This window comes from Nostoc sp., from assembly GCF_036917755.1.
Classification (GTDB): domain Bacteria; phylum Cyanobacteriota; class Cyanobacteriia; order Cyanobacteriales; family Nostocaceae; genus Nostoc.
On sequence record NZ_JBALFC010000144.1, the window covers coordinates 72,186 to 89,913 of the forward strand.

At 40.9% G+C, this 17,728-nt stretch carries 17 protein-coding genes; 8 read left to right on the forward strand and 9 right to left on the reverse strand.

The genetic code is table 11. From position 1 onward, the window contains the following. Nucleotides 1–138: 138 nt before the first annotated feature. The 6 genes from V7L05_RS30770 to V7L05_RS30795 all read left to right on the forward strand — a co-directional run bounded on the left by V7L05_RS30770 (nucleotide 139) and on the right by V7L05_RS30795 (nucleotide 7,031). Nucleotides 139–966, forward strand: a complete 828-nt coding sequence (locus V7L05_RS30770; RefSeq protein ID WP_335169896.1) for a hypothetical protein — start codon at nucleotides 139–141, stop codon at nucleotides 964–966. A 203-nt stretch (nucleotides 967–1,169) separates the two neighbouring features. After that, nucleotides 1,170–2,099: a glycosyltransferase gene (locus V7L05_RS30775; protein WP_335169897.1), complete on the forward strand. Its 930-nt coding sequence runs from the start codon at nucleotides 1,170–1,172 to the stop codon at nucleotides 2,097–2,099. 248 nt (nucleotides 2,100–2,347) lie between these two features. Continuing rightward, nucleotides 2,348–3,304 carry a glycosyltransferase family 2 protein gene (locus tag V7L05_RS30780; protein WP_335169899.1) on the forward strand — a complete coding sequence of 319 codons (957 nt, stop codon included), beginning with the start codon at nucleotides 2,348–2,350 and terminating at the stop codon, nucleotides 3,302–3,304. A gap of 70 nt (nucleotides 3,305–3,374) precedes the next feature. Further along, nucleotides 3,375–3,956: a hormogonium polysaccharide biosynthesis acetyltransferase HpsU gene (hpsU, locus tag V7L05_RS30785; protein ID WP_335169901.1), complete on the forward strand. Its 582-nt coding sequence runs from the start codon at nucleotides 3,375–3,377 to the stop codon at nucleotides 3,954–3,956. Between the two features lie 424 nt (nucleotides 3,957–4,380). Next, nucleotides 4,381–6,390, forward strand: a complete 2,010-nt coding sequence (locus V7L05_RS30790) for an ATP-binding response regulator (protein ID WP_335169903.1) — start codon at nucleotides 4,381–4,383, stop codon at nucleotides 6,388–6,390. Nucleotides 6,391–6,542: 152 nt separating this feature from the next. Continuing rightward, a complete protein-coding gene (locus V7L05_RS30795; RefSeq protein ID WP_335169904.1) occupies nucleotides 6,543–7,031 on the forward strand; it encodes a hypothetical protein in 489 nt (162 codons plus the stop codon). Nucleotides 7,032–7,186: 155 nt separating this feature from the next. On the opposite strand, the gene V7L05_RS30800 is transcribed toward V7L05_RS30795, so the two are convergent. From V7L05_RS30800 to V7L05_RS30810, 3 genes are all read right to left on the reverse strand, one after another. Beyond that, nucleotides 7,187–7,582 (reverse strand): nuclear transport factor 2 family protein, encoded by a 396-nt coding sequence (locus V7L05_RS30800; RefSeq protein WP_335169906.1) that lies wholly within the window; start codon nucleotides 7,580–7,582, stop codon nucleotides 7,187–7,189. A 150-nt stretch (nucleotides 7,583–7,732) separates the two neighbouring features. After that, entirely contained in the window at nucleotides 7,733–8,740 is a 1,008-nt protein-coding gene (locus tag V7L05_RS30805) for a zinc-binding dehydrogenase (protein WP_335169907.1), read from the reverse strand. A 323-nt stretch (nucleotides 8,741–9,063) separates the two neighbouring features. Then, nucleotides 9,064–9,858 carry an aspartyl/asparaginyl beta-hydroxylase domain-containing protein gene (locus V7L05_RS30810; RefSeq protein ID WP_335169909.1) on the reverse strand — a complete coding sequence of 265 codons (795 nt, stop codon included), beginning with the start codon at nucleotides 9,856–9,858 and terminating at the stop codon, nucleotides 9,064–9,066. A gap of 117 nt (nucleotides 9,859–9,975) precedes the next feature. Between V7L05_RS30810 and V7L05_RS30815 the strand changes: the two genes are divergently transcribed. Further along, nucleotides 9,976–11,475 (forward strand): amidohydrolase family protein, encoded by a 1,500-nt coding sequence (locus V7L05_RS30815; protein ID WP_335169911.1) that lies wholly within the window; start codon nucleotides 9,976–9,978, stop codon nucleotides 11,473–11,475. A gap of 4 nt (nucleotides 11,476–11,479) precedes the next feature. Here the strand turns inward: V7L05_RS30815 and V7L05_RS30820 are convergent, their stop codons facing one another. The 5 genes from V7L05_RS30820 to V7L05_RS30840 form a co-directional block, all read right to left on the reverse strand. Then, nucleotides 11,480–12,382, reverse strand: coding sequence for a DUF4437 domain-containing protein (locus tag V7L05_RS30820; protein WP_335169912.1), 903 nt, complete (start codon nucleotides 12,380–12,382; stop codon nucleotides 11,480–11,482). Nucleotides 12,383–12,536: 154 nt separating this feature from the next. Continuing rightward, a complete protein-coding gene (locus V7L05_RS30825; RefSeq protein WP_335169914.1) occupies nucleotides 12,537–13,361 on the reverse strand; it encodes an alpha/beta fold hydrolase in 825 nt (274 codons plus the stop codon). 91 nt (nucleotides 13,362–13,452) lie between these two features. After that, on the reverse strand, nucleotides 13,453–13,752 hold the full coding sequence (locus tag V7L05_RS30830; protein WP_335169916.1) for a protealysin inhibitor emfourin: 300 nt from the start codon (nucleotides 13,750–13,752) through the stop codon (nucleotides 13,453–13,455). 316 nt (nucleotides 13,753–14,068) lie between these two features. Continuing rightward, complete coding sequence (locus V7L05_RS30835) at nucleotides 14,069–15,148, reverse strand: M4 family metallopeptidase (RefSeq protein WP_335169917.1); 1,080 nt, start codon at nucleotides 15,146–15,148, stop codon at nucleotides 14,069–14,071. A gap of 511 nt (nucleotides 15,149–15,659) precedes the next feature. Next, entirely contained in the window at nucleotides 15,660–16,376 is a 717-nt protein-coding gene (locus V7L05_RS30840) for a class I SAM-dependent methyltransferase (RefSeq protein WP_335169919.1), read from the reverse strand. A gap of 248 nt (nucleotides 16,377–16,624) precedes the next feature. Between V7L05_RS30840 and V7L05_RS30845 the strand changes: the two genes are divergently transcribed. After that, nucleotides 16,625–16,930: a hypothetical protein gene (locus V7L05_RS30845; RefSeq protein WP_335169920.1), complete on the forward strand. Its 306-nt coding sequence runs from the start codon at nucleotides 16,625–16,627 to the stop codon at nucleotides 16,928–16,930. Here V7L05_RS30845 and V7L05_RS30850 read toward each other — a convergent pair. Continuing rightward, complete coding sequence (locus tag V7L05_RS30850) at nucleotides 16,908–17,630, reverse strand: type ISP restriction/modification enzyme (RefSeq protein ID WP_335169921.1); 723 nt, start codon at nucleotides 17,628–17,630, stop codon at nucleotides 16,908–16,910. The two genes, V7L05_RS30845 and V7L05_RS30850, sit on opposite strands and share 23 nt — an antisense overlap. Between the last annotated feature and the right edge of the window lie 98 nt (nucleotides 17,631–17,728).

Below are 17,728 nucleotides of genomic sequence, written 5' to 3' on the forward strand. Positions count from 1 at the left end.
TTTGGTTTCAAATAACTTTTAAGGGATAAAATTAGCACCAGCATCATTAATGCTCCAACTGGCAAAAGCCAAAAATCCCAACAACCCCATTTTTAATTATTTAATGCCACTGGGGACAGCAAACTTTAGGATGTCTTTATGAACGCAGGCTTAAAACGCATAGAAGCAACTTTACACGATTTAGGGAATCGCGGCACTGCCTCTGCCGCCGAAACGGGTGATTCGACGACAAAACGACCTTTCTCTTTTAGAATCAGCGTCGGAGTCAACGAACCCACAGAAAGTACACAAACTCCATCCTCTCAGGATGGGGAACTCAATACACAAGGACAAACAGTTGACTTGGGCAAAGATACTGAGAGTGATTATCCTCCTGAACAAAATTTCTTTCCTCACCATGACTCTGTGCAAACCTTTCAAGCAGAAGAGAATGGTAGCAAAACACCCAGCCTACCCAAGTTGAAAACTCCGAGCTTTAGTAGCCATCGCCACGGTGCTAATCCAGCATTGGCGATGAATCTATTAGAAGAAATTCAGGAAACTGTTGCCGGTTGGCAAATAGAATTACAAAATATTTTGAAGCAAATTCAGGATATTTACTTAGAAGGGCCAATTGTTAATGGCTGGTTAGAATCCAATCCCCAAGAAGTAGAACCCGGAGGAACCGCAACACTGCGCCATGCAGAAGTTGACCGCCTGATGAACTACGTAGAAGAAATTTGCGCCACTGGTGGGAAAGTATCCTATCAATCGTCTATTACTGGCTATCGCCTTTGTGGTGTAGACGATGCTGGTAAAGTCTGGTCGCGCCCATGTCCATCAGATCAGATTCCCAGTGTTAGCATGGCGATCGCTCGTTACCAAAAGTTACGTCAACTGTTAGGGCGCAAGCAATCTTTAGAAACCCGCCTGAGTCAACTAGCCCAAACTCTTGTAGTTTTACACAGTCATATTCAACAAACGTAAAGTTTTAAAGATTATTTCCGAAGAAACTCGGTTGGTGGGTCAGTAACTTTTGGGTTACATTAACTCTCGGTAGTTGTGCGTTGGATTTAAGAATTTAATCTCAAATCGTTCGACTGACTTGTACTGAGCGTTGTCGAAGTAGCGTTCGGGTAGCGTCTCGTAGAGAAGCCGAAGTCCCAAATCTCAAATCCAAAATTAAATCTATGCCAGACACCCAAATTTCTGCCATTATCTGTACCCACAATCGAGATACCTATTTAGGGGCTGCAATTGATAGTCTTTTAAGGCAGGATTTTGCGGGTGACTTTGAAATTGTAGTAGTTGATAATGGGTCTAGCGATCGCACCCGTGAGGTTGTAGAACAAAGAACCCACAATCGGCGCCTCAAGTATGTCTTTGAACCCACTATTGGTTTATCTGTCGCCCGCAACACGGGTGCAAAAGTAGCTAGTAGTGATATTCTGGCTTATCTGGATGACGATGCCGTTGCCTGCGATCGCTGGCTAGAAGTTTTATATTTTGCTTACAATAACTCTAAACTAGCGATCGCAGGTGGCAAAGTCACTCTCATCTGGCCCCCAGGAATCCAGCAACCACGGTGGCTATCTCCAGGGTTAGCTGCAAATCTGGGTGCATACGACTTGGGTGACACTACCATCTACATCAAGGAACCTGGTTCAACACCCAGAGGCTTAAATTACTCCATCCGCCGCAGTTTCCTAGAAGAAATTGGCGGTTTTGATATTCATCTCGGTCGAGTCGGGAAAAATCTATTATCAAATGAAGAGCTGCAAATGACCGAATTAGCCCTACAGCGTGGTTGGCAAGTCGCTTATCTTCCCGAAGCACTAGTCGCTCACAATGTTGCTCCAGAGCGCCTGCAACGTTCCTGGTTTTTAAATCGAGGCTGGTGGCAAGGTATCAGTGAATGCTATCGAGAACAACTTGCTGGTAAAGCTGGTATTGCTCAATTGCAGCGAGGTAGCGAACGGTTTGTGCGCGGCTTGTATAAGGCATTGCAATATTTCTCTGATCCCGCAGAACGGTTTGACAAACTTGTTTATGCTTACGGTCAGATTGGTTACTTAAATGCTGCTATTCAAGGTCTTTTATCGACATCAAATAAGAATTGATTCAGAATTCAGAATTCTGAATTCTGAATCAAGACGCTCGCGGACTCCCTACCGCTACGCTATCAGTGGGGGATTGGGACCCGCACTTCGACCCAACTCTAAGAGACGCTGCGCTATCCGCCAGTCGTACAGAATTTATTCTGAATTCTGACTCCTGAACGCCAGTTGCTCCACTTGGGGAAACCCCAAGACCGCACTGGCTCCTCCTGAATTCTTTTTGATAAACCAATAACATAATTTATACTCATATGTCATCTAAAATACCAGTTTCAGTACTAATTCCGGCAAAAAACGAACAACTAAACTTGCCTGCCTGCCTAGCTAGCCTCACCAGAGCAGATGAAATATTTCTAGTAGATTCTCAAAGTACCGATAACAGCGTTGAAATTGCTAAAAGTCACGGTGTAAATGTCGTACAATTCAACTTCAATGGACGCTGGCCCAAAAAGAAAAATTGGTCTTTAGATAATCTACCTTTTCGGAACGAATGGGTACTAATTGTAGATTGCGATGAGCGCATCCCCCCCGAACTTTGGGAAGAAATTGACCAAGTAATTCATCACAAAGAATATACAGGTTATTATCTCAACCGCCGCGTATTTTTCTTAGGAAAATGGATTCGCTATGGTGGGAAATATCCCGATTGGAATTTACGTTTATTTCAACATAAAAATGGTCGCTACGAAAATTTACATACAGAAGACATTCCCAATACTGGTGATAACGAAGTTCACGAACATGTGATTTTGCAGGGGAAAGTTGGGTATCTCAAAAATGATATGCTCCACGAAGACTTCCGCGACCTTTATCACTGGTTAGAACGACACAACCGCTATTCCAACTGGGAAGCTAGTGTTTATTTTAATATTCTCGCAGGTAAAGATGATAGCGGTACTATCAGTGCCAATCTATTTGGTGATGCCGTGCAACGCAAGCGCTTTTTGAAAAAAGTGTGGGTACGCCTGCCATTTAAACCCATTTTGCGGTTTGTTTTGTTTTATATTATTCAACGCGGTTTTTTAGATGGCAAAGCAGGATATATCTATGCACGCTTGCTGAGTCAATATGAATATCAAATTGGCGTTAAACTTTACGAATTACGCAACTGTGGTGGTCACTTAAATACTGCAACTACCCCGAAGGAGGGAGATGAAGAGCAGGGGAGCAAAGGAGCAGAAGAAAAGCTATTGACTATTGACTCCTAACTCTTATACAGAAGCGATTAATCGCGTTTCTACTCCTGACTAATGACTAATGACCAATGATTAATGACTAATGACCAATGACCAACCTTTCGTAGATTTACGCAAATATGATCAATCCTGGTTTGACCGGGGTCGTCCAAGTTGGTATATTTTATTATGGTGGCTTGTACAAGCGATCGCCTTTCCCCTCACTCCTCAACCGTTAAATATTCTGCGTTGTGCTTTGCTACGATTATTTGGCGCTCGTATCGGCAAAGGCGTATTAATTCGACCCACCGCCCGCTTCACCTACCCTTGGAAAGTCACTATTGGTAACTACAGTTGGATTGGAGATAACGTAGTTTTATACAGCCTCGATCAGATATGCATCGGTGAACACTGCGTAATTTCCCAAAAAAGTTACCTGTGTACTGGTAGTCATGATCTCCAAGACCCTGCCTTTGGGTTGAAAACAGCGAGTATCACCATTGACAATGGTGCATGGGTGGCAGCAGATTGTTTCGTTGGGCCGGGAGTGCAAATCGGCGCTAATGCTGTGATTGGCGCTCGTAGTAGTGTTTTTACTAATATGCCATCTGGACAGGTTTGTTGGGGAAGCCCCTGTCGTCCTAAGACGGTTCGGATAAAATTTGAACCCCCCACAAACCCGTGATTTTATCAGGTTTGTAGTAAGCAGCTCCAGCCCTATTTTCAGAGATGAAGCCGCTTACTACAAACCAATTTAATTAAGTTTACATTACGTAACATAGTTTGATTTATTTATTTTTGCTTATTTAGTAGGGCATACAGCTAGCTGTGCTACCCTACCTTTTCCAGATATTTATTTGCTTTTAGGGAATAAATATGCGATCGCTATATGGTTAAAGCGCTTACTCTCATAATCAGTTAAGAACTTGTCAAAATCGGTAATTATGACATTCAGAAGATTTTGAGAGATCGGCTATAGGTGAATCGTCAAGCTAAAATTGCAAGTAGGTGATAAAATTCCGTTTGCCACCCATGTTCGTCAACTTGCTAAAGATTTTAAAACCAAACAAATTCAAGAAGTTTGAAAAGAAATTTAATAAGAGGCAAGCATGAATTTTAATAAAAATCAAAAAAATGTCATTTTGATAGTTGATGACACTCCTATAACTTTAGAAGTTTTGTTTAGTTTTTTAGAGAATTCCGGCTTCAAGGTTCTATTAGCTAAAGATGGAGAAAGTGCAGTTGAGATGGCAGAATCTGCCTCACCTGACCTAATTTTATTGGATGTATTGATTCCTGGAATTGACGGTTTTGAAACTTGCCGACTTTTGAAAAGCAATCCAGCCACTCAAGATATTCCCGTAATATTTATAAGTGCGCTGAATGCAAAGGTAGATACAGTTAAAGGTTTGAATCTTGGTGCAGTAGATTACATTACTAAACCCCTAGAACATCAAGAGGTTTTAGCTAGGGTAAATATCCATTTAGGTTTACGAAAACTCACAGATCAAAATGAGCGCTTGGAAGTCGAAATCTTTGAGCGCCACCGGTTAGAAAAAGAATTGCAAATCCAACAGCAAGCTGCGCGGCGCGATCGCTTCCACGCAGAACAGAAAATCCGTAAGCAAGCCGCTTTGCTCGACATCACCACAGACGCAATTATCGTTGAAGATTTGGTTAACCAAATTCAATTTTGGAATAAAGGAGCTGAACATCTCTACGGTTGGATGGCAGAAGAAGCACTGGGCAAGAATACCAATCAGTTTTTATATCAAAAGCAAAATTTTTGCCAACTGAAAAACATCCAGAAAACTTTAACTGAGAGTGGGTCGTGGCAAGGTGAGTTACATCAAATCACAAAACAAGGCAAAGAGATGATCGTTGCTAGCCGTTGGACACTGGTAAATGATGATGAGGAACAAGCCAAATCCATCTTGATTGTCAACTCCGACATTACAGAGAAAAAACAACTCGAAGCGCAGTTTCTCCGGGCCCAGCGAATGCAGAGTCTTGGCACTCTGACAAGTGGTATCGCCCACGATCTCAACAATGCATTGACACCCGTGATGATGACAGTGCAACTCCTAGAGACAAAACTCTCGGACGAAAAAAGTCAGCAATGGCTGACAATCATGGAAACAAACATTAAACGTGCGGCAGATTTAGTTAGACAAGTGCTGTGGTTTTCACGCGGATCTGTAGGTAACTTTAAAACCTTACAGGTGCGGGATTTAATTTCAGAAATGGAAAATATTGTTAAGCAAACATTTTCCAAAGCTATTGAAATCCACATCGATGTTCCTCAGCAAAACCTGTGGAATATCTTTGGCGATGCTACTCAGCTGCACCAAGTGCTGATGAACCTCTGTATTAATGCTCGTGATGCCATGCCTCATGGCGGTATCCTCAAGATTTCTGCTAAGAATTTCTGGGTTGATAGCCACTATGCCCGGATGAATATTGATGCTAAGGTGGGTTCTTATGTGATGATTAGCGTCTGTGATACAGGTGTAGGAATTCCTAAAGAAATAGTAGATAGAATTTTTGAGCCATTTTTCACAACAAAGGAACTGGGTAAAGGCACAGGGCTTGGTCTTTCAACAGTGCTTGGCATTATCAAAAGCCACGGCGGTTTTGTGAATGTAGTTAGTGAAGTGGGCAAAAGCACAGAGTTTCAAGCTTGCTTACCCATCACGCAGATCATCGAGACAGATAGGAAATTAGCTGGAGATCAGGAATTAGCAGCAGGGCATGGAGAATTGATTCTCGTTGTTGATGATGAAGATTCAATTCGAGAAGTTACTCAAACCTGGCTAGAAAAAAATGCCTATAAAGTTCTAGTAGCTAGTGATGGTATTGAGGCGATCGCACTATATATAAAACATCAACAAGAAATTAGTGTGGTGTTGGTTGATATGATGATGCCATATATGGATGGGCCAACAACTATTAATGTGTTGAAAAAAATTAATCCAAACATCAAAATTATTGGTGTTAGTGGATTAGCCTCCAATCATCAAATGATTAAAATCCTTGGTAATAGTGTCAAAACCCTTTTGTCCAAGCCCTACACCTCAAGCGACTTGCTAAGAAATTTACAGATGGTGATTAATACGTAGAGTGGAGAGTGGGGAGTGGAGATTTTGAGTCTCTGAGGTGGATGCACGAGGTTCCAAGCTTCCCCCATCTCCCTCTCCCCTGTGAATCCCCAAGCAAGATGGTAAGTAGCAGTGATAAGATGTTTTCATGGCTGCTCTAATCCTTGCTATTGATGAACAAACTATTGGATGAAACGCTGTCAATCAAAATTGCTGAACTCGTAAACAGCAGGGCTAGCACTCCGTTTGATAATGCTTACAAAGCAGCATTGTCCACTGAGGGAGCAAAATATATTCAGGGATTTTTAGCTTTTCCTGGGAAGCCATACAGACCGATTGAACACAGTTGGATTGAGCTAGACGATACCTCAGAGAATGGCTCCCTTGTACGCATTATCGATCCGACATTACCGCACCTAAACAAAAATCCCCAAGAACTCTGGTATTTTGCTGCACAAAGACTGACCATTAAAAAACTGAAAGCCATCATTGAAGAATCGAAAGAAGATTATCCAGAAGACGATCCATTACCAATCTATGGTGATCCACCTTATGAATATTACGGTGATATCATGTTAGGTGGTCAAGACTATTTAGCAGCATATCAAGCCGCAGAAGCTAAGTGCAGAGAAATCAACGAACTCAACCCTGAGAGTAACTAACAAAAGTGTATTAAATAATTCTAGGACTTACGCACGAGTTAGGGAATAACGAACCGCAGAGGCGCAGAGTACACGGAGAAATCAGAGTTTCAGAGATATTTTGCATAAGTCCTAAATTCATAATTACGAATTACGAATTACGAATTACGAATTATTTAATACGATTTCCCATCGCTACCAAAGTATTCCCGATAGGCACAAATTTTGTCTCCCCGAATATCCCAGGAAACCGCTAAACGATTTTTGTAAGGTTGTTCAAACAAACGTCCCTCATCCCGAAACTCAAAAACAACGGTTGTGCCATTGCTAGTAAAACGGTCTAGAGTCAGGGTGAGTCCGCCTTGGAATGATTCAGAAACGTAGTCGAAAAACTCTCTAGCTCGTTCTTTTCCCACATTTAACCCGTGGAATTTCCCGACAGGAAACCAAAGGGTAAAATCTTCTGTGAGCATATCTAGAAATGCTTCCCAATTTCCTGTTGCTAGACCATGCGTAAAATGCTCAAATGCCTGTTGAGCAACTTTTAAAGTATTTTCTGAATCTTGTGTCATTCTCACCTCAACCGGATATAGCAGTCTGCTTTGATTTTTGAAATTATTTGCGTAGACAGGGAGTGGGGAGTAGGGAAGAACCCTTTTGGGGGTGTACTGATTTTTTTCAAAAATCAAATACGTGTCCTATATAAACTAATACCGTGTTACTTAAAACCTCACAACCACTTTGCCACAATTCTGACCACTCAGGAGATATTCTACAGCGTCAGGTATTGATTCTATGCCTTGAAACTGTGTAGGGTCAACGGCAATTTTAAGTTTGTCTGTGTAGAACAGATTTAAGAGGCGATCGCGTGCCTCTGGTGTATATTCTTTATAATGAGGCATGAGAAAGCCTCTCACAGAAGCAGCTTTCCAAAATAGCTGGGAATAAAGGCGTGGCTGTGTAATTTGTTCTAAGTTATTTGCGTATTCGGAGATAAAACCAACCACTACTAACCGTCCCCGCACGGCTAAGTTTTCAAGGCAGGTATCAAATACGCCTTTACCTACACACTCAAAAATGAGATTAATCCCATTCGGGTATTCTTGCTTGAGGACTTGATTGAGATTTTCGGTGCGATAGTTGATAATGCGATCGCACCCTAATTCTCTCAGTAACTTTGCCTTCGCCTCAGAACTACAAGTACCAATGACATGATTACCAGCTAACTTTGCCAATTGCACCGCAATATGACCAGTTCCCCCTGCTGCTGCTGTCACTAAAACCACTTCATTACTTTTCATCTCTCCCACTTGTTCCAATGCCACCAAAGCTGATATAGCTGTAGGTATTAGTGTTAGTAACTCTGGCGTTACTTCCCGCACCTTCAGGGCTAAGTTTGCATCGATAACCTGATATTCTCGATAACCGCCACCACGCAATGTAGTTATGACAGCATCACCTATTTGAAAATCTTTAACATTTTCACCGATAGCGACAACTTTTCCCACAGCTTCCACACCTAAATCAAAGGGAGGAATTGAGTTAACATAGGGAACATCGCCACGACAAAGTAAGGTGTCAAAGCCACCGTTAACGCCAGCAAATTTGTTTTGAATTAAAAGTTGACTACCAGCAGGTTGTGAAATAGGAATCTCGACAACTTCAACAGCAAATTTAAAATCTGGATTCAGTTGCTTTGCTATTAGCTTTCTGTAGGTTGTTGCGTTCATATCTAAATCTTAGGTTTACCTTATACCAATTCTGTATGAAGGTGCGCTAAACCATATTTAAGTACAAGAAAGAAAAACGAACCGCGAAGGACGCGAAGAAAGAAAGAAAGAAAGAAGTTAAAAGAGTTTGGCGCAGCTTTACAAAGAAATGGTATTACTCCTCAATTATTAGTTTTAACGTAGATGTAGCGGTTTTCGATTGGGTGAGGCACAGTTTTGACCTCTCTCCAAACCTCTCTCCTAAAAAGAGAGAGGCTTTGAATTTTTCCCCCTTCCTGCGTCGGTTAGGGAGTTAGGTCTGTATTCCATGCAATTGAGAACTGTTATAAGGCTTTCTCCCACTCTAATTGATGAGCTAAACCATACTTGATAAAATCTTCTACTTTAGCTTTATCGCTTTTCCCAAAAACACCTAAGCTGTAAGGATTATCTTGCATCCGTTGTGTAACTTGCTCTTTCTCAAATTGGATAACTTCTTCTCTAGGTTTATCTGGTTTAAAAAAGTCTACAACCAATACAGTTCTGTCATAATTGGTATAATTATGGGGACAGTGTGGATAGCTGTGATCTAAAACCAAAAATTTTCCTTCATGCCAATAAAGCTGCTCATGGCATATTTTCATCGCCACATCCCCTTCTGGCACAATCAATCCTAGATAGCCACGATTCATATGAGGGTTATAGTTCACATGTAGCTTGATATCCAAGCCTGGATGGAATGTACCAAAATACACATTTCTGATAATCTCATCATTGCTAAAGTTAACTTTTCCTATCACCTTAGCCAAATTTGGGAAATATTTCTCTCTTAAGGAAAGTGCTTTTTGTGATGCATCATCTGACCCATAATCAGGATATTGTATTTGATGCGCCTGAATATATTTTTCAATAAACAAACCTTGAAATAAAATACCAAAAGCACTATATTTTGCATCACCCTTGGTTTTAATCGTTTGACTTTTAGGGCCGAGAATATCGTAAGTTAATTTTAACTCCTCATTAGATGCCTGCTTAATAAACCGTGTAAACTCATCTCTAATCACTTGCCAGTTATCTTGAAAGCTTTTGAGAAAAGTAAATTCCTTTGGGTCTATATGATACTCATTAAAACTTTCCATTGTCTTTTGTCCTGAAAATAATTGAATAAAAAACCGTTACATGGTGATAGTATTTGGTCTGCGCCCCGGTATGATGTTGGAATTCCTGACTAAACTCATTTTAGTGTGAGGTCTACTGTGTCTGAAACTCCCGTATTAGATCAAATTATCAAAAATGTGCGGGTAGTTCGTCCCCATCAGGATGCAATCGAACTACTTGATTTAGGCATTAAGGATGGAAAATTTGCTCAGATTGCCCCTAATATTAGCCCAGACACAGGCAAAGAGGTATTTGATGGCAAAAACTTGCTGGGCTTTCCTGGGGTTGTGGATGCCCATATGCACATCGGTATCTATCAACCCCTCGACAAAGATGCTGTGACTGAAACCAAAGCAGCCGCAATGGGAGGCGTGACTACCAGCTTAAATTACATCCGTACAGGGCAGTATTATCTTAACAAAGGCGGCTCCTACCGCGATTTTTTTCCAGAGGTGTTAGCGTTATCCGCAGGTAATTTTTTTGTAGATTATAGCTATCACATCGCACCTATAGCTAACCAGCATATCGACGAAATACCTTTATTGTTTGAAGAACACGGTATATCTTCGTTTAAAATCTTCATGTTTTATGGTGGCTATGGGTTGCATGGTTTATCAGACCAGCAAAACCTCTTTTTGATGATTAACAAAGAGGAACGATACGACTTCGCCCATTTTGAATTTATTATGCGCGGTCTAACACGTTTAATAGAAAAACATCCAGAAGCGCGAGATACTATCAGCTTGAGTTTGCACTGTGAAGTTGCAGAAATTCTCAACGCCTATACCAAAATAGTTGAAAACGATTCTAGTCTGAGTGGATTACACGCTTACAGTGCAGCGCGTCCTCCTCATTCCGAAGGATTAGCAATTTGTATTGCTTCTTATTTGGCACACGAGACTAACTGTGCAAATATCAATTTGTTGCACCTGAGTTCGCGTAAAGCAATGGAAGCAGCTTTGACTATGCAAGCTGCTTTTCCCCATATCAATTTTCGGCGAGAAGTTACTGTCGGACATTTGCTATTAGATGTCGATACTCCCAATACAATTTGGGCAAAAGTTAACCCTCCGATTCGTCCCCGTGCCGATGTGGAATACTTATGGCAAGCAGTACTCAACAATCAAGTAGATTGGATAGTTAGCGACCACGCTTGCTGTTCTGCTGAACAAAAAAGAAGTGCTAAAGACCCGAATAATATTTGGTTAGCAAAGTCTGGTTTTGGCGGTACAGAATATTTACTTTCTGGTGTATTTAGTGAAGGTAGCAAGCGGGGGATGTGCTACAACCATATCGCTAAGTTGCTGTCTTGGAACCCATCCCGGCGCTTTGGTTTGTTAGAAAAAGGCGATATTGCCATTGGCTATGATGCTGATTTAGTCTTGGTAGACCCCAATGAAAGCTTTGTGGTACGTGCGGCTGAGTCAGAGTCACAACAAGGTTATACACCTTTTGAAGGAGTGGAGTTAACTGGAAGGGTAAAAAGTACCTTTTTGCGGGGAAATTTGATTTACAACAACGGGCAGATTTTGGGTTCTCCTATTGGGCGCTATTTGAAAAGACCTTCTAGTAATCCACACGGAAACCTTGCTGCTTAAAAACCTATGTGTTTTGAGATGGATATGACAAGACTGTTGCAACTTGTGATAAGTCTCTATCAACTCGAACGAAGAATAAGCCGCCGTCATCAGTTATATGTCTAGGAAGAGTGCTAAAGCTTGGAGTATAAGAAAAGTGATCCTTAGCAAAATGATAATTTCCTATATCAATGTACCCGAATAAACTATATGCCTCTTCGTTGTATGACTGTATCATTTGATCTCTTCCATCATAATGGGGCAAAATAGCCATTAACCATACCCCGCCACCGTTAGCATCTTTCCGCAGGTATTTCTTTTTTGCAACTTCAAATTGGAATGTATCTGTTTTGCCCCACGGCAATAATTTACTATCCAATACTGGAATAAATTCATTTAACCTAGCATTTGGATGATTATTAGATAAATTTTTATATTGTAAATAATCATTCTCCATCCAGATAATTTCTACATCTTCGCTACCTAGTACTTGCCAATCACCGATTTGTACTCCACTAGGAATAAAAGAATAACAATGCTTAGTGAGTTTCCACTCACCTATTTGGATTGCACCTTTTAGCACGAAAATCTCTAAATCAGCAGTAAATATGCCGGATGCTGCTTTAAAATGTGGTGGTAATATGATTATTGATGTAGAAGCTCCGCAGTCATGCCATGTCAGCAATCTACGCCTTCCAGGTGATACATCATCTGGCATTCCGTTAATTCGCCATTCCGGGTCATGTGATACAGTATTTGTATCAAAAAATTGATATTTACGAGGTAAATACTCTGGAGAAATCGCGGTGCGCCTTCCTGATAGGTTCATGCGCCCTCTACCGTCTCCACCCCAATCCTCTTTTACAGATGCTACATTCAAAAAGTCGTCAGCCTCTTGTTCGCGTGCAGAATTTTCTTTATTTTCCATGTTATTTATAATTCACACAGCCAATCTTAAAATCCTATGGAATATTAACACAGTAAAGTATCTTTAGAGCAATGTAAATTAATTTTTAATACTGATTGGACAAACTCATGTTTTTTCTTCCTAAAAGGTTTTTGAAAACTTACTATTTAACATTTTAAACACGTGTATAATCTAGAAAATCGATTACTACCTGCGATATTTTTTCAGGCATTTGGTTCATCATACAGATGGTTCCGCCTTCAATTTCAACCGCTTTACTATGAGAAATTGCTTTGGAGACAAAATATCTATTTTCTACCTTGGCTAAACCTAGTTTATCAAAGGTTTTCATATCCTCAGTTCCCCACATAATCAAGGTGGGAGACTTGATCAACTGAAATCTTTTTGGTGCATCTAGACAGTAGTTTTGTACAGCCCAAATAGCATATAAAGGATAGCCAAAGCTTTTTAAATCGTCTAAAACCCAACGTTGATTTAATTCTGGAGAGCCTACATATTGGGCGCGGGCTGACCATCTTTCGATGAGGTGGGAGCCATCTGCTTTTATTTTGAAACCGTCAGAAAATCTCTTTAATAGGGCTTCTTTTCCTTCTTCATCGAAGCCAAAAGCATTACATAATATAAGTTTATCTACTTTTTCAGGATATGCTGCCGCCACTTCTCCTGCCACAAAAGCACCCGTATGGTTTCCCAGGATGCTTGTACTTGAAATACCTAATTCCTCCAAAAGGGCAATGACAGTTTTCGCGTAGTCTTCGGTGGAGTACATTCTTGGAGGTTTATCAGAATCACCTAATCCTAAAAAGTCCATAGCAATGACACGCCTTGTCTGAGCAAAAATAGGCATTAACTCACGAAACTCGTCACTGCTTCTGGGATTTTGATGCAGTAATAACAAAGGCTTTCCTTCGCCACCAATACGGTAAAGAATCTGCCCATCTTTAGTATCTAAAAATGCTCGTTTGATTGGTTTATTCATATCATTGTTATGCCCCTACCACACGTTGCTATCTCATCTTTGTTATTTTTGATTATCGAAACAGAGACTTATAAATAATTATTTTTACTTTTTACCTTTTTTGTGTTATGTTTTGTAGCCATTCAATCAGGGGTCTTAAGGTTCCTGGCAATGCTGCCTCGCTGACAGTCACCGTATGCTGTCTACCGTTATCTTCTACTGTTAACTTATACTGAAAGCGATCGCTCTGGGGATTTGGCGAAGTAATTAGTTCAGGTAGCCTAAATAAATCAGCAACTTCCACCAGTCGGGGAAGTGTGGCAGCTTCATTTGGCGGCAGAGTATCTGTATCAACGGTAGTCTTCTTGCTGATTCCGGCAAAGCCGCCCGTGCGTTCAAATGATACCCGCATTTTTTTGCTCTCCGTTGTGTTATTTAGTTGGGATAAATACAAAGACTAGGAGATGATAATTCTCACCTCCCAGTTTAGCAATAACAAACAATACATCTAGTACTAATTCGTAATTCGTAATTCGTAATTCGTAATTCGTAATTCGTAATTAAGATACCCAGAAAAAGGCTCGATACAGGCTATTTATAATACTTTACCCTGTGCCTTCAACAAGATATACTTGGACGATTTGGTATAAAACTTAGGTGTTATTAGGAGTTAGAAGCTGTGATTTTCTTAACTCCTAACTCCTGTACAGACGCGATTAATCGCGTCTCTAAATAACTCCTACCTTTTGCCAAGCGTTCTGCACAGCTTTTTGCTCATTACTGTCATTACCGTAGAGTTCGCCAGCAATTTGAATAGTGACGCTGGCAGCTTTTTTAAAATCTGCTTTGGCACTTAAGCGATCGCGTAAAGCTACATACCAGATTTTACCAGCTTTTTCCCAGGCATAGCCACCAATCTCAACAGCCGCCAGATAAAAGGCATAGTTAGGAATTCCTGAGTTGATATGCACCCCACCGTTATCATCAACACCCGTATATTGATCTTTCACATGGGCTGGTTGGGGATCTTTACCCAATACTGGATCATCGTATGCTGTTCCCGGTGCTTTCAGGGAGCGGAGGGCAACACCTTTGACAGTCGGCATCAAAAGACCTTCACCAATCAGCCAGTCTGCCTCTTGTGCAGTCTGATTTTTGGACTTTTGTTTCACTAAGGAACCGAAGACATCAGAAAAGGATTCATTCAGTGCCCCTGGTTCGCCATAATACTGTAAACCCGCTTGATACTGGGTTACACCATGAGTTAGCTCATGCCCAATCACATCAATTGATTTCGTGAAACATTGAAACAGTTCTGCGTCACCATCACCATAAACCATCTGGTCACCGTTCCAAAAGGCATTGTCATATTTAACGCCATAATGCACAGTAGAGTCTAAACGTAGTCCTTTGTCATCTATGGAATTGCGATCGAATATCTCCTGAAACAAGTCATAAGTAGCACCAGCACCATCATAGGCTTCATTAACTGCTACATCACTGCTGGGAGAATCGCCCTCAGCACGCACCAGCGTACCAGGGAGTTGCTGCCCATTTTTGGCATCATAGATGGTGCGGCGCTTTTCACCAGGAGAAGGCGCAAACGAGATATTACCTACGACATTTCTCCGTCCCAGAAATTGTGCTGAAATATTTAATGTATGAAAAGCCCAAGTACGCTGCTGGGCATTGCCGTTTACCACGACACTTTTTAGCATGTGGGGCGGGACAATACAACAAATTGGGCATCTAGAGTCAAGTGGATGCTCATACTTAAACTCGGCTGATTTCTTTTTATTTCGAGCCATCCAAGATATTCTCCTTTTGAAACTAAGTAATGGCAAACAAAGGAGCAGAAAAACGAATCCAAATTGCGTGTCCCTGGTTTGTTTTCTGAAGGAAATTTTCTACTCTGTATTTTTGGATAGGTCTGTGGAGGATGGATAGTACCCTCATGGGGTACTTTTGATGTGGAAATATTGCCTAAAAACATAAGGAGAGCTTAATTACCGCAAGTCTCAGCCAAAATTATTGTGTGAGTTAGCAAGACCTCTTTTACAGACCTAATGTGTTTATATATTAGTTCTTATCAAGAGAAATAATCTTATTTATTGCTGTTTTGTAACTATCAACCTGTTAACGCTATAAATACCCATTGGATGGGAGCATCTCAGTTTTGCAAATATACCAGATTCTTGCTCCCTCTCTTTAGTAAGGAGAGGGTTGGGGTGAGGTTTTATAAGGCTTTTTACACTCATTGAGATACTCCCCATTGGAGACAGGTAAATCTTAAATCTAGGCATCCAAAACCTAAAATTTTCACAGCCAGCCACCAAACACCGCCAGACCATAATATTTCCAAGGTACTGCAACTGTCTTAAATCCAGCTTTGCTCAACATTTGTAAATGAGCATCTAAGCTAGCTAGCTGGTCTTGACTGGAGTAACCTTGGGTGCTACTTGCGCCACGTTTAGCGCCAATCTCTGTTAAACTAATTTCCTGTTGAACTGCCCATTCCTCTCGTGCGGCCTTGTAAACTTCTGCTAAGGCTGATGATTCTGGTAAAGTAGGATCTGCATTCCAAAAACAACCATTTTTAGTGAGGCTAGCAGCAATTCGCTCAAATAATTTCAACTTCATCTCATCCTGAAGATGGTGAATTGCCAAAGATGAAACACAAGCATCAAATTCGCTACCAATATCCAAATTCTCTGGATTATTTGCCCAGTCGCCAAAGTCTGCTTGTATACCAGTCCAGCGTTGTTCATATCCAGCTGCTGTGATTTTATCTTGGGCAAATTGCACCATTCGAGGTGAGTAATCTAGGGCAATTACTTGGGCATCTGGAAAGCGGTTGAGTATTTTGATACTAAGTTCGCCTGTACCACAACCTAATTCTAATATTCGCCGACTTGTCGAAGGTACACAACGGCTAATTACTTCCAGCATCTCATCGTATCGCGGTAATAGTTGGCGAATACCAGTGTCAAAATCAGCAGTGTTGGCGAATACCTCGCCAGGAAATACATTTTGCATGGGGATTGGAACTAATAGACAAACTCATCAATATTAATCATTACCAAGGTATATACTACATCGGTAGGAGGAACTTTTAGTATTAAAATATCGGAGCTAAAATATGTCTAATGTCTCGTTCCCAGTCTCCGACTGGGAATGCCTAATGTGAGGCTCCGCCTCTTAACTTGCGGCAGAGCCGCAATGAGGTGCATTTCCAACCAGAGGCTGAAAATGAGGTTAAGCCACAAAAGTAGAACGGAAAGTTTATGAACAAAGTTAATTCTGAGCAGCCTGATATCACAGATAACAATATGCTTCCAGAATACGATTTTACAGATGGTATTCGTGGGAAACATTACCAAGCTTATCGGCGTGGACATACTGTTACTATTCATCAAGCTGATGACACAACTGTTGTACAGCACTTTACCCTTGAAGATGGGGCAGTGATGCTTGATCCCGATGTACGAGAGTATTTTCGTAATGGAGAAAGTGTCAATCAGGCTTTACGCACATTGATTAGTCTGTTCCCGAAAAATCACAAATCGATTAGACCTGAATCTGCTGAATAATCTGCATTGTTTCCACGCTGACGGTGCAGACTCTTTGTAGTAAATCTATTACCTGTTCTTTGTAATCTGCAAAGCGATATGTATTGAATTTTTCAGCAATTGTCGGGTCTTTAGGTTTCTTTTCTTTGTATTGATCTAATATCCACTCTAAAGCAGAACGGTTGCCAAGGCGATATTCCCAAGCAATTTTGGGGACACCTTCTAAAGTAGTTGTATCATCTAAAATAATGGTTCCATTGCCTGCATCGGCTTTGAGTTTTGCCTTCGGTATTCTGTTATTATCTTTAGCTAAAGGTAAATCAATTTGTTTTAAAGAATACGGTTCGACAGTTTCATAATTGATGTGCAAATCCATCAACTGTTTACCCCAGTTAACCCATTTGTGAAAATCATTATAGAAGGGTAAACGGGGAAATTCTTCTTTCAGTTTGAGTTCGTATTTGGTGCGATAAGCAGGATTGTGCAAGACTGCGTAGGTGTAGTGAAAAATATCTAATTTGGTAATTGTCGAATCGTTGTAGTGAGTTTGGAATTGTGATAATCCCCAGTCGGTGATGTTGTCAATGCGCTTCCCGTCTTTGCCATAGCGGTAGAGTGATAATCCTTGAGTACCTCTTGAACCTAAACCAGCATCAAACAGACAATCTGTAGCTTGAACAACAAAAGGAACTTGTTGATGAATTGTTAAGCAAATCGTCAAATTTTTCTTCTCGCTGCACTCTCGACATTTGTTTCTAATACTTCCTTAATTACTTTCATTGCTAGTCTTTTTGTATAAGTTCTTCTGGTTTTTACAAA

Excerpts from the sequence above, each read along its gene's own strand:
- V7L05_RS30770 (WP_335169896.1), top strand. The coding sequence starts at position 139 with ATGAACGCAGGCTTAAAACGCATAGAAGCAACTTTACACGATTTAGGG.
- V7L05_RS30775 (WP_335169897.1), top strand. The coding sequence starts at position 1,170 with ATGCCAGACACCCAAATTTCTGCCATTATCTGTACCCACAATCGAGAT.
- V7L05_RS30780 (WP_335169899.1), top strand. The coding sequence starts at position 2,348 with ATGTCATCTAAAATACCAGTTTCAGTACTAATTCCGGCAAAAAACGAA.
- hpsU (WP_335169901.1), top strand. The coding sequence starts at position 3,375 with ATGACCAATGACCAACCTTTCGTAGATTTACGCAAATATGATCAATCC.
- V7L05_RS30790 (WP_335169903.1), top strand. The coding sequence starts at position 4,381 with ATGAATTTTAATAAAAATCAAAAAAATGTCATTTTGATAGTTGATGAC.
- V7L05_RS30795 (WP_335169904.1), top strand. The coding sequence starts at position 6,543 with ATGAACAAACTATTGGATGAAACGCTGTCAATCAAAATTGCTGAACTC.
- V7L05_RS30800 (WP_335169906.1), bottom strand. The coding sequence starts at position 7,582 with ATGACACAAGATTCAGAAAATACTTTAAAAGTTGCTCAACAGGCATTT.
- V7L05_RS30805 (WP_335169907.1), bottom strand. The coding sequence starts at position 8,740 with ATGAACGCAACAACCTACAGAAAGCTAATAGCAAAGCAACTGAATCCA.
- V7L05_RS30810 (WP_335169909.1), bottom strand. The coding sequence starts at position 9,858 with ATGGAAAGTTTTAATGAGTATCATATAGACCCAAAGGAATTTACTTTT.
- V7L05_RS30820 (WP_335169912.1), bottom strand. The coding sequence starts at position 12,382 with ATGGAAAATAAAGAAAATTCTGCACGCGAACAAGAGGCTGACGACTTT.
- V7L05_RS30825 (WP_335169914.1), bottom strand. The coding sequence starts at position 13,361 with ATGAATAAACCAATCAAACGAGCATTTTTAGATACTAAAGATGGGCAG.
- V7L05_RS30830 (WP_335169916.1), bottom strand. The coding sequence starts at position 13,752 with ATGCGGGTATCATTTGAACGCACGGGCGGCTTTGCCGGAATCAGCAAG.
- V7L05_RS30835 (WP_335169917.1), bottom strand. The coding sequence starts at position 15,148 with ATGGCTCGAAATAAAAAGAAATCAGCCGAGTTTAAGTATGAGCATCCA.
- V7L05_RS30840 (WP_335169919.1), bottom strand. The coding sequence starts at position 16,376 with ATGCAAAATGTATTTCCTGGCGAGGTATTCGCCAACACTGCTGATTTT.
- V7L05_RS30845 (WP_335169920.1), top strand. The coding sequence starts at position 16,625 with ATGAACAAAGTTAATTCTGAGCAGCCTGATATCACAGATAACAATATG.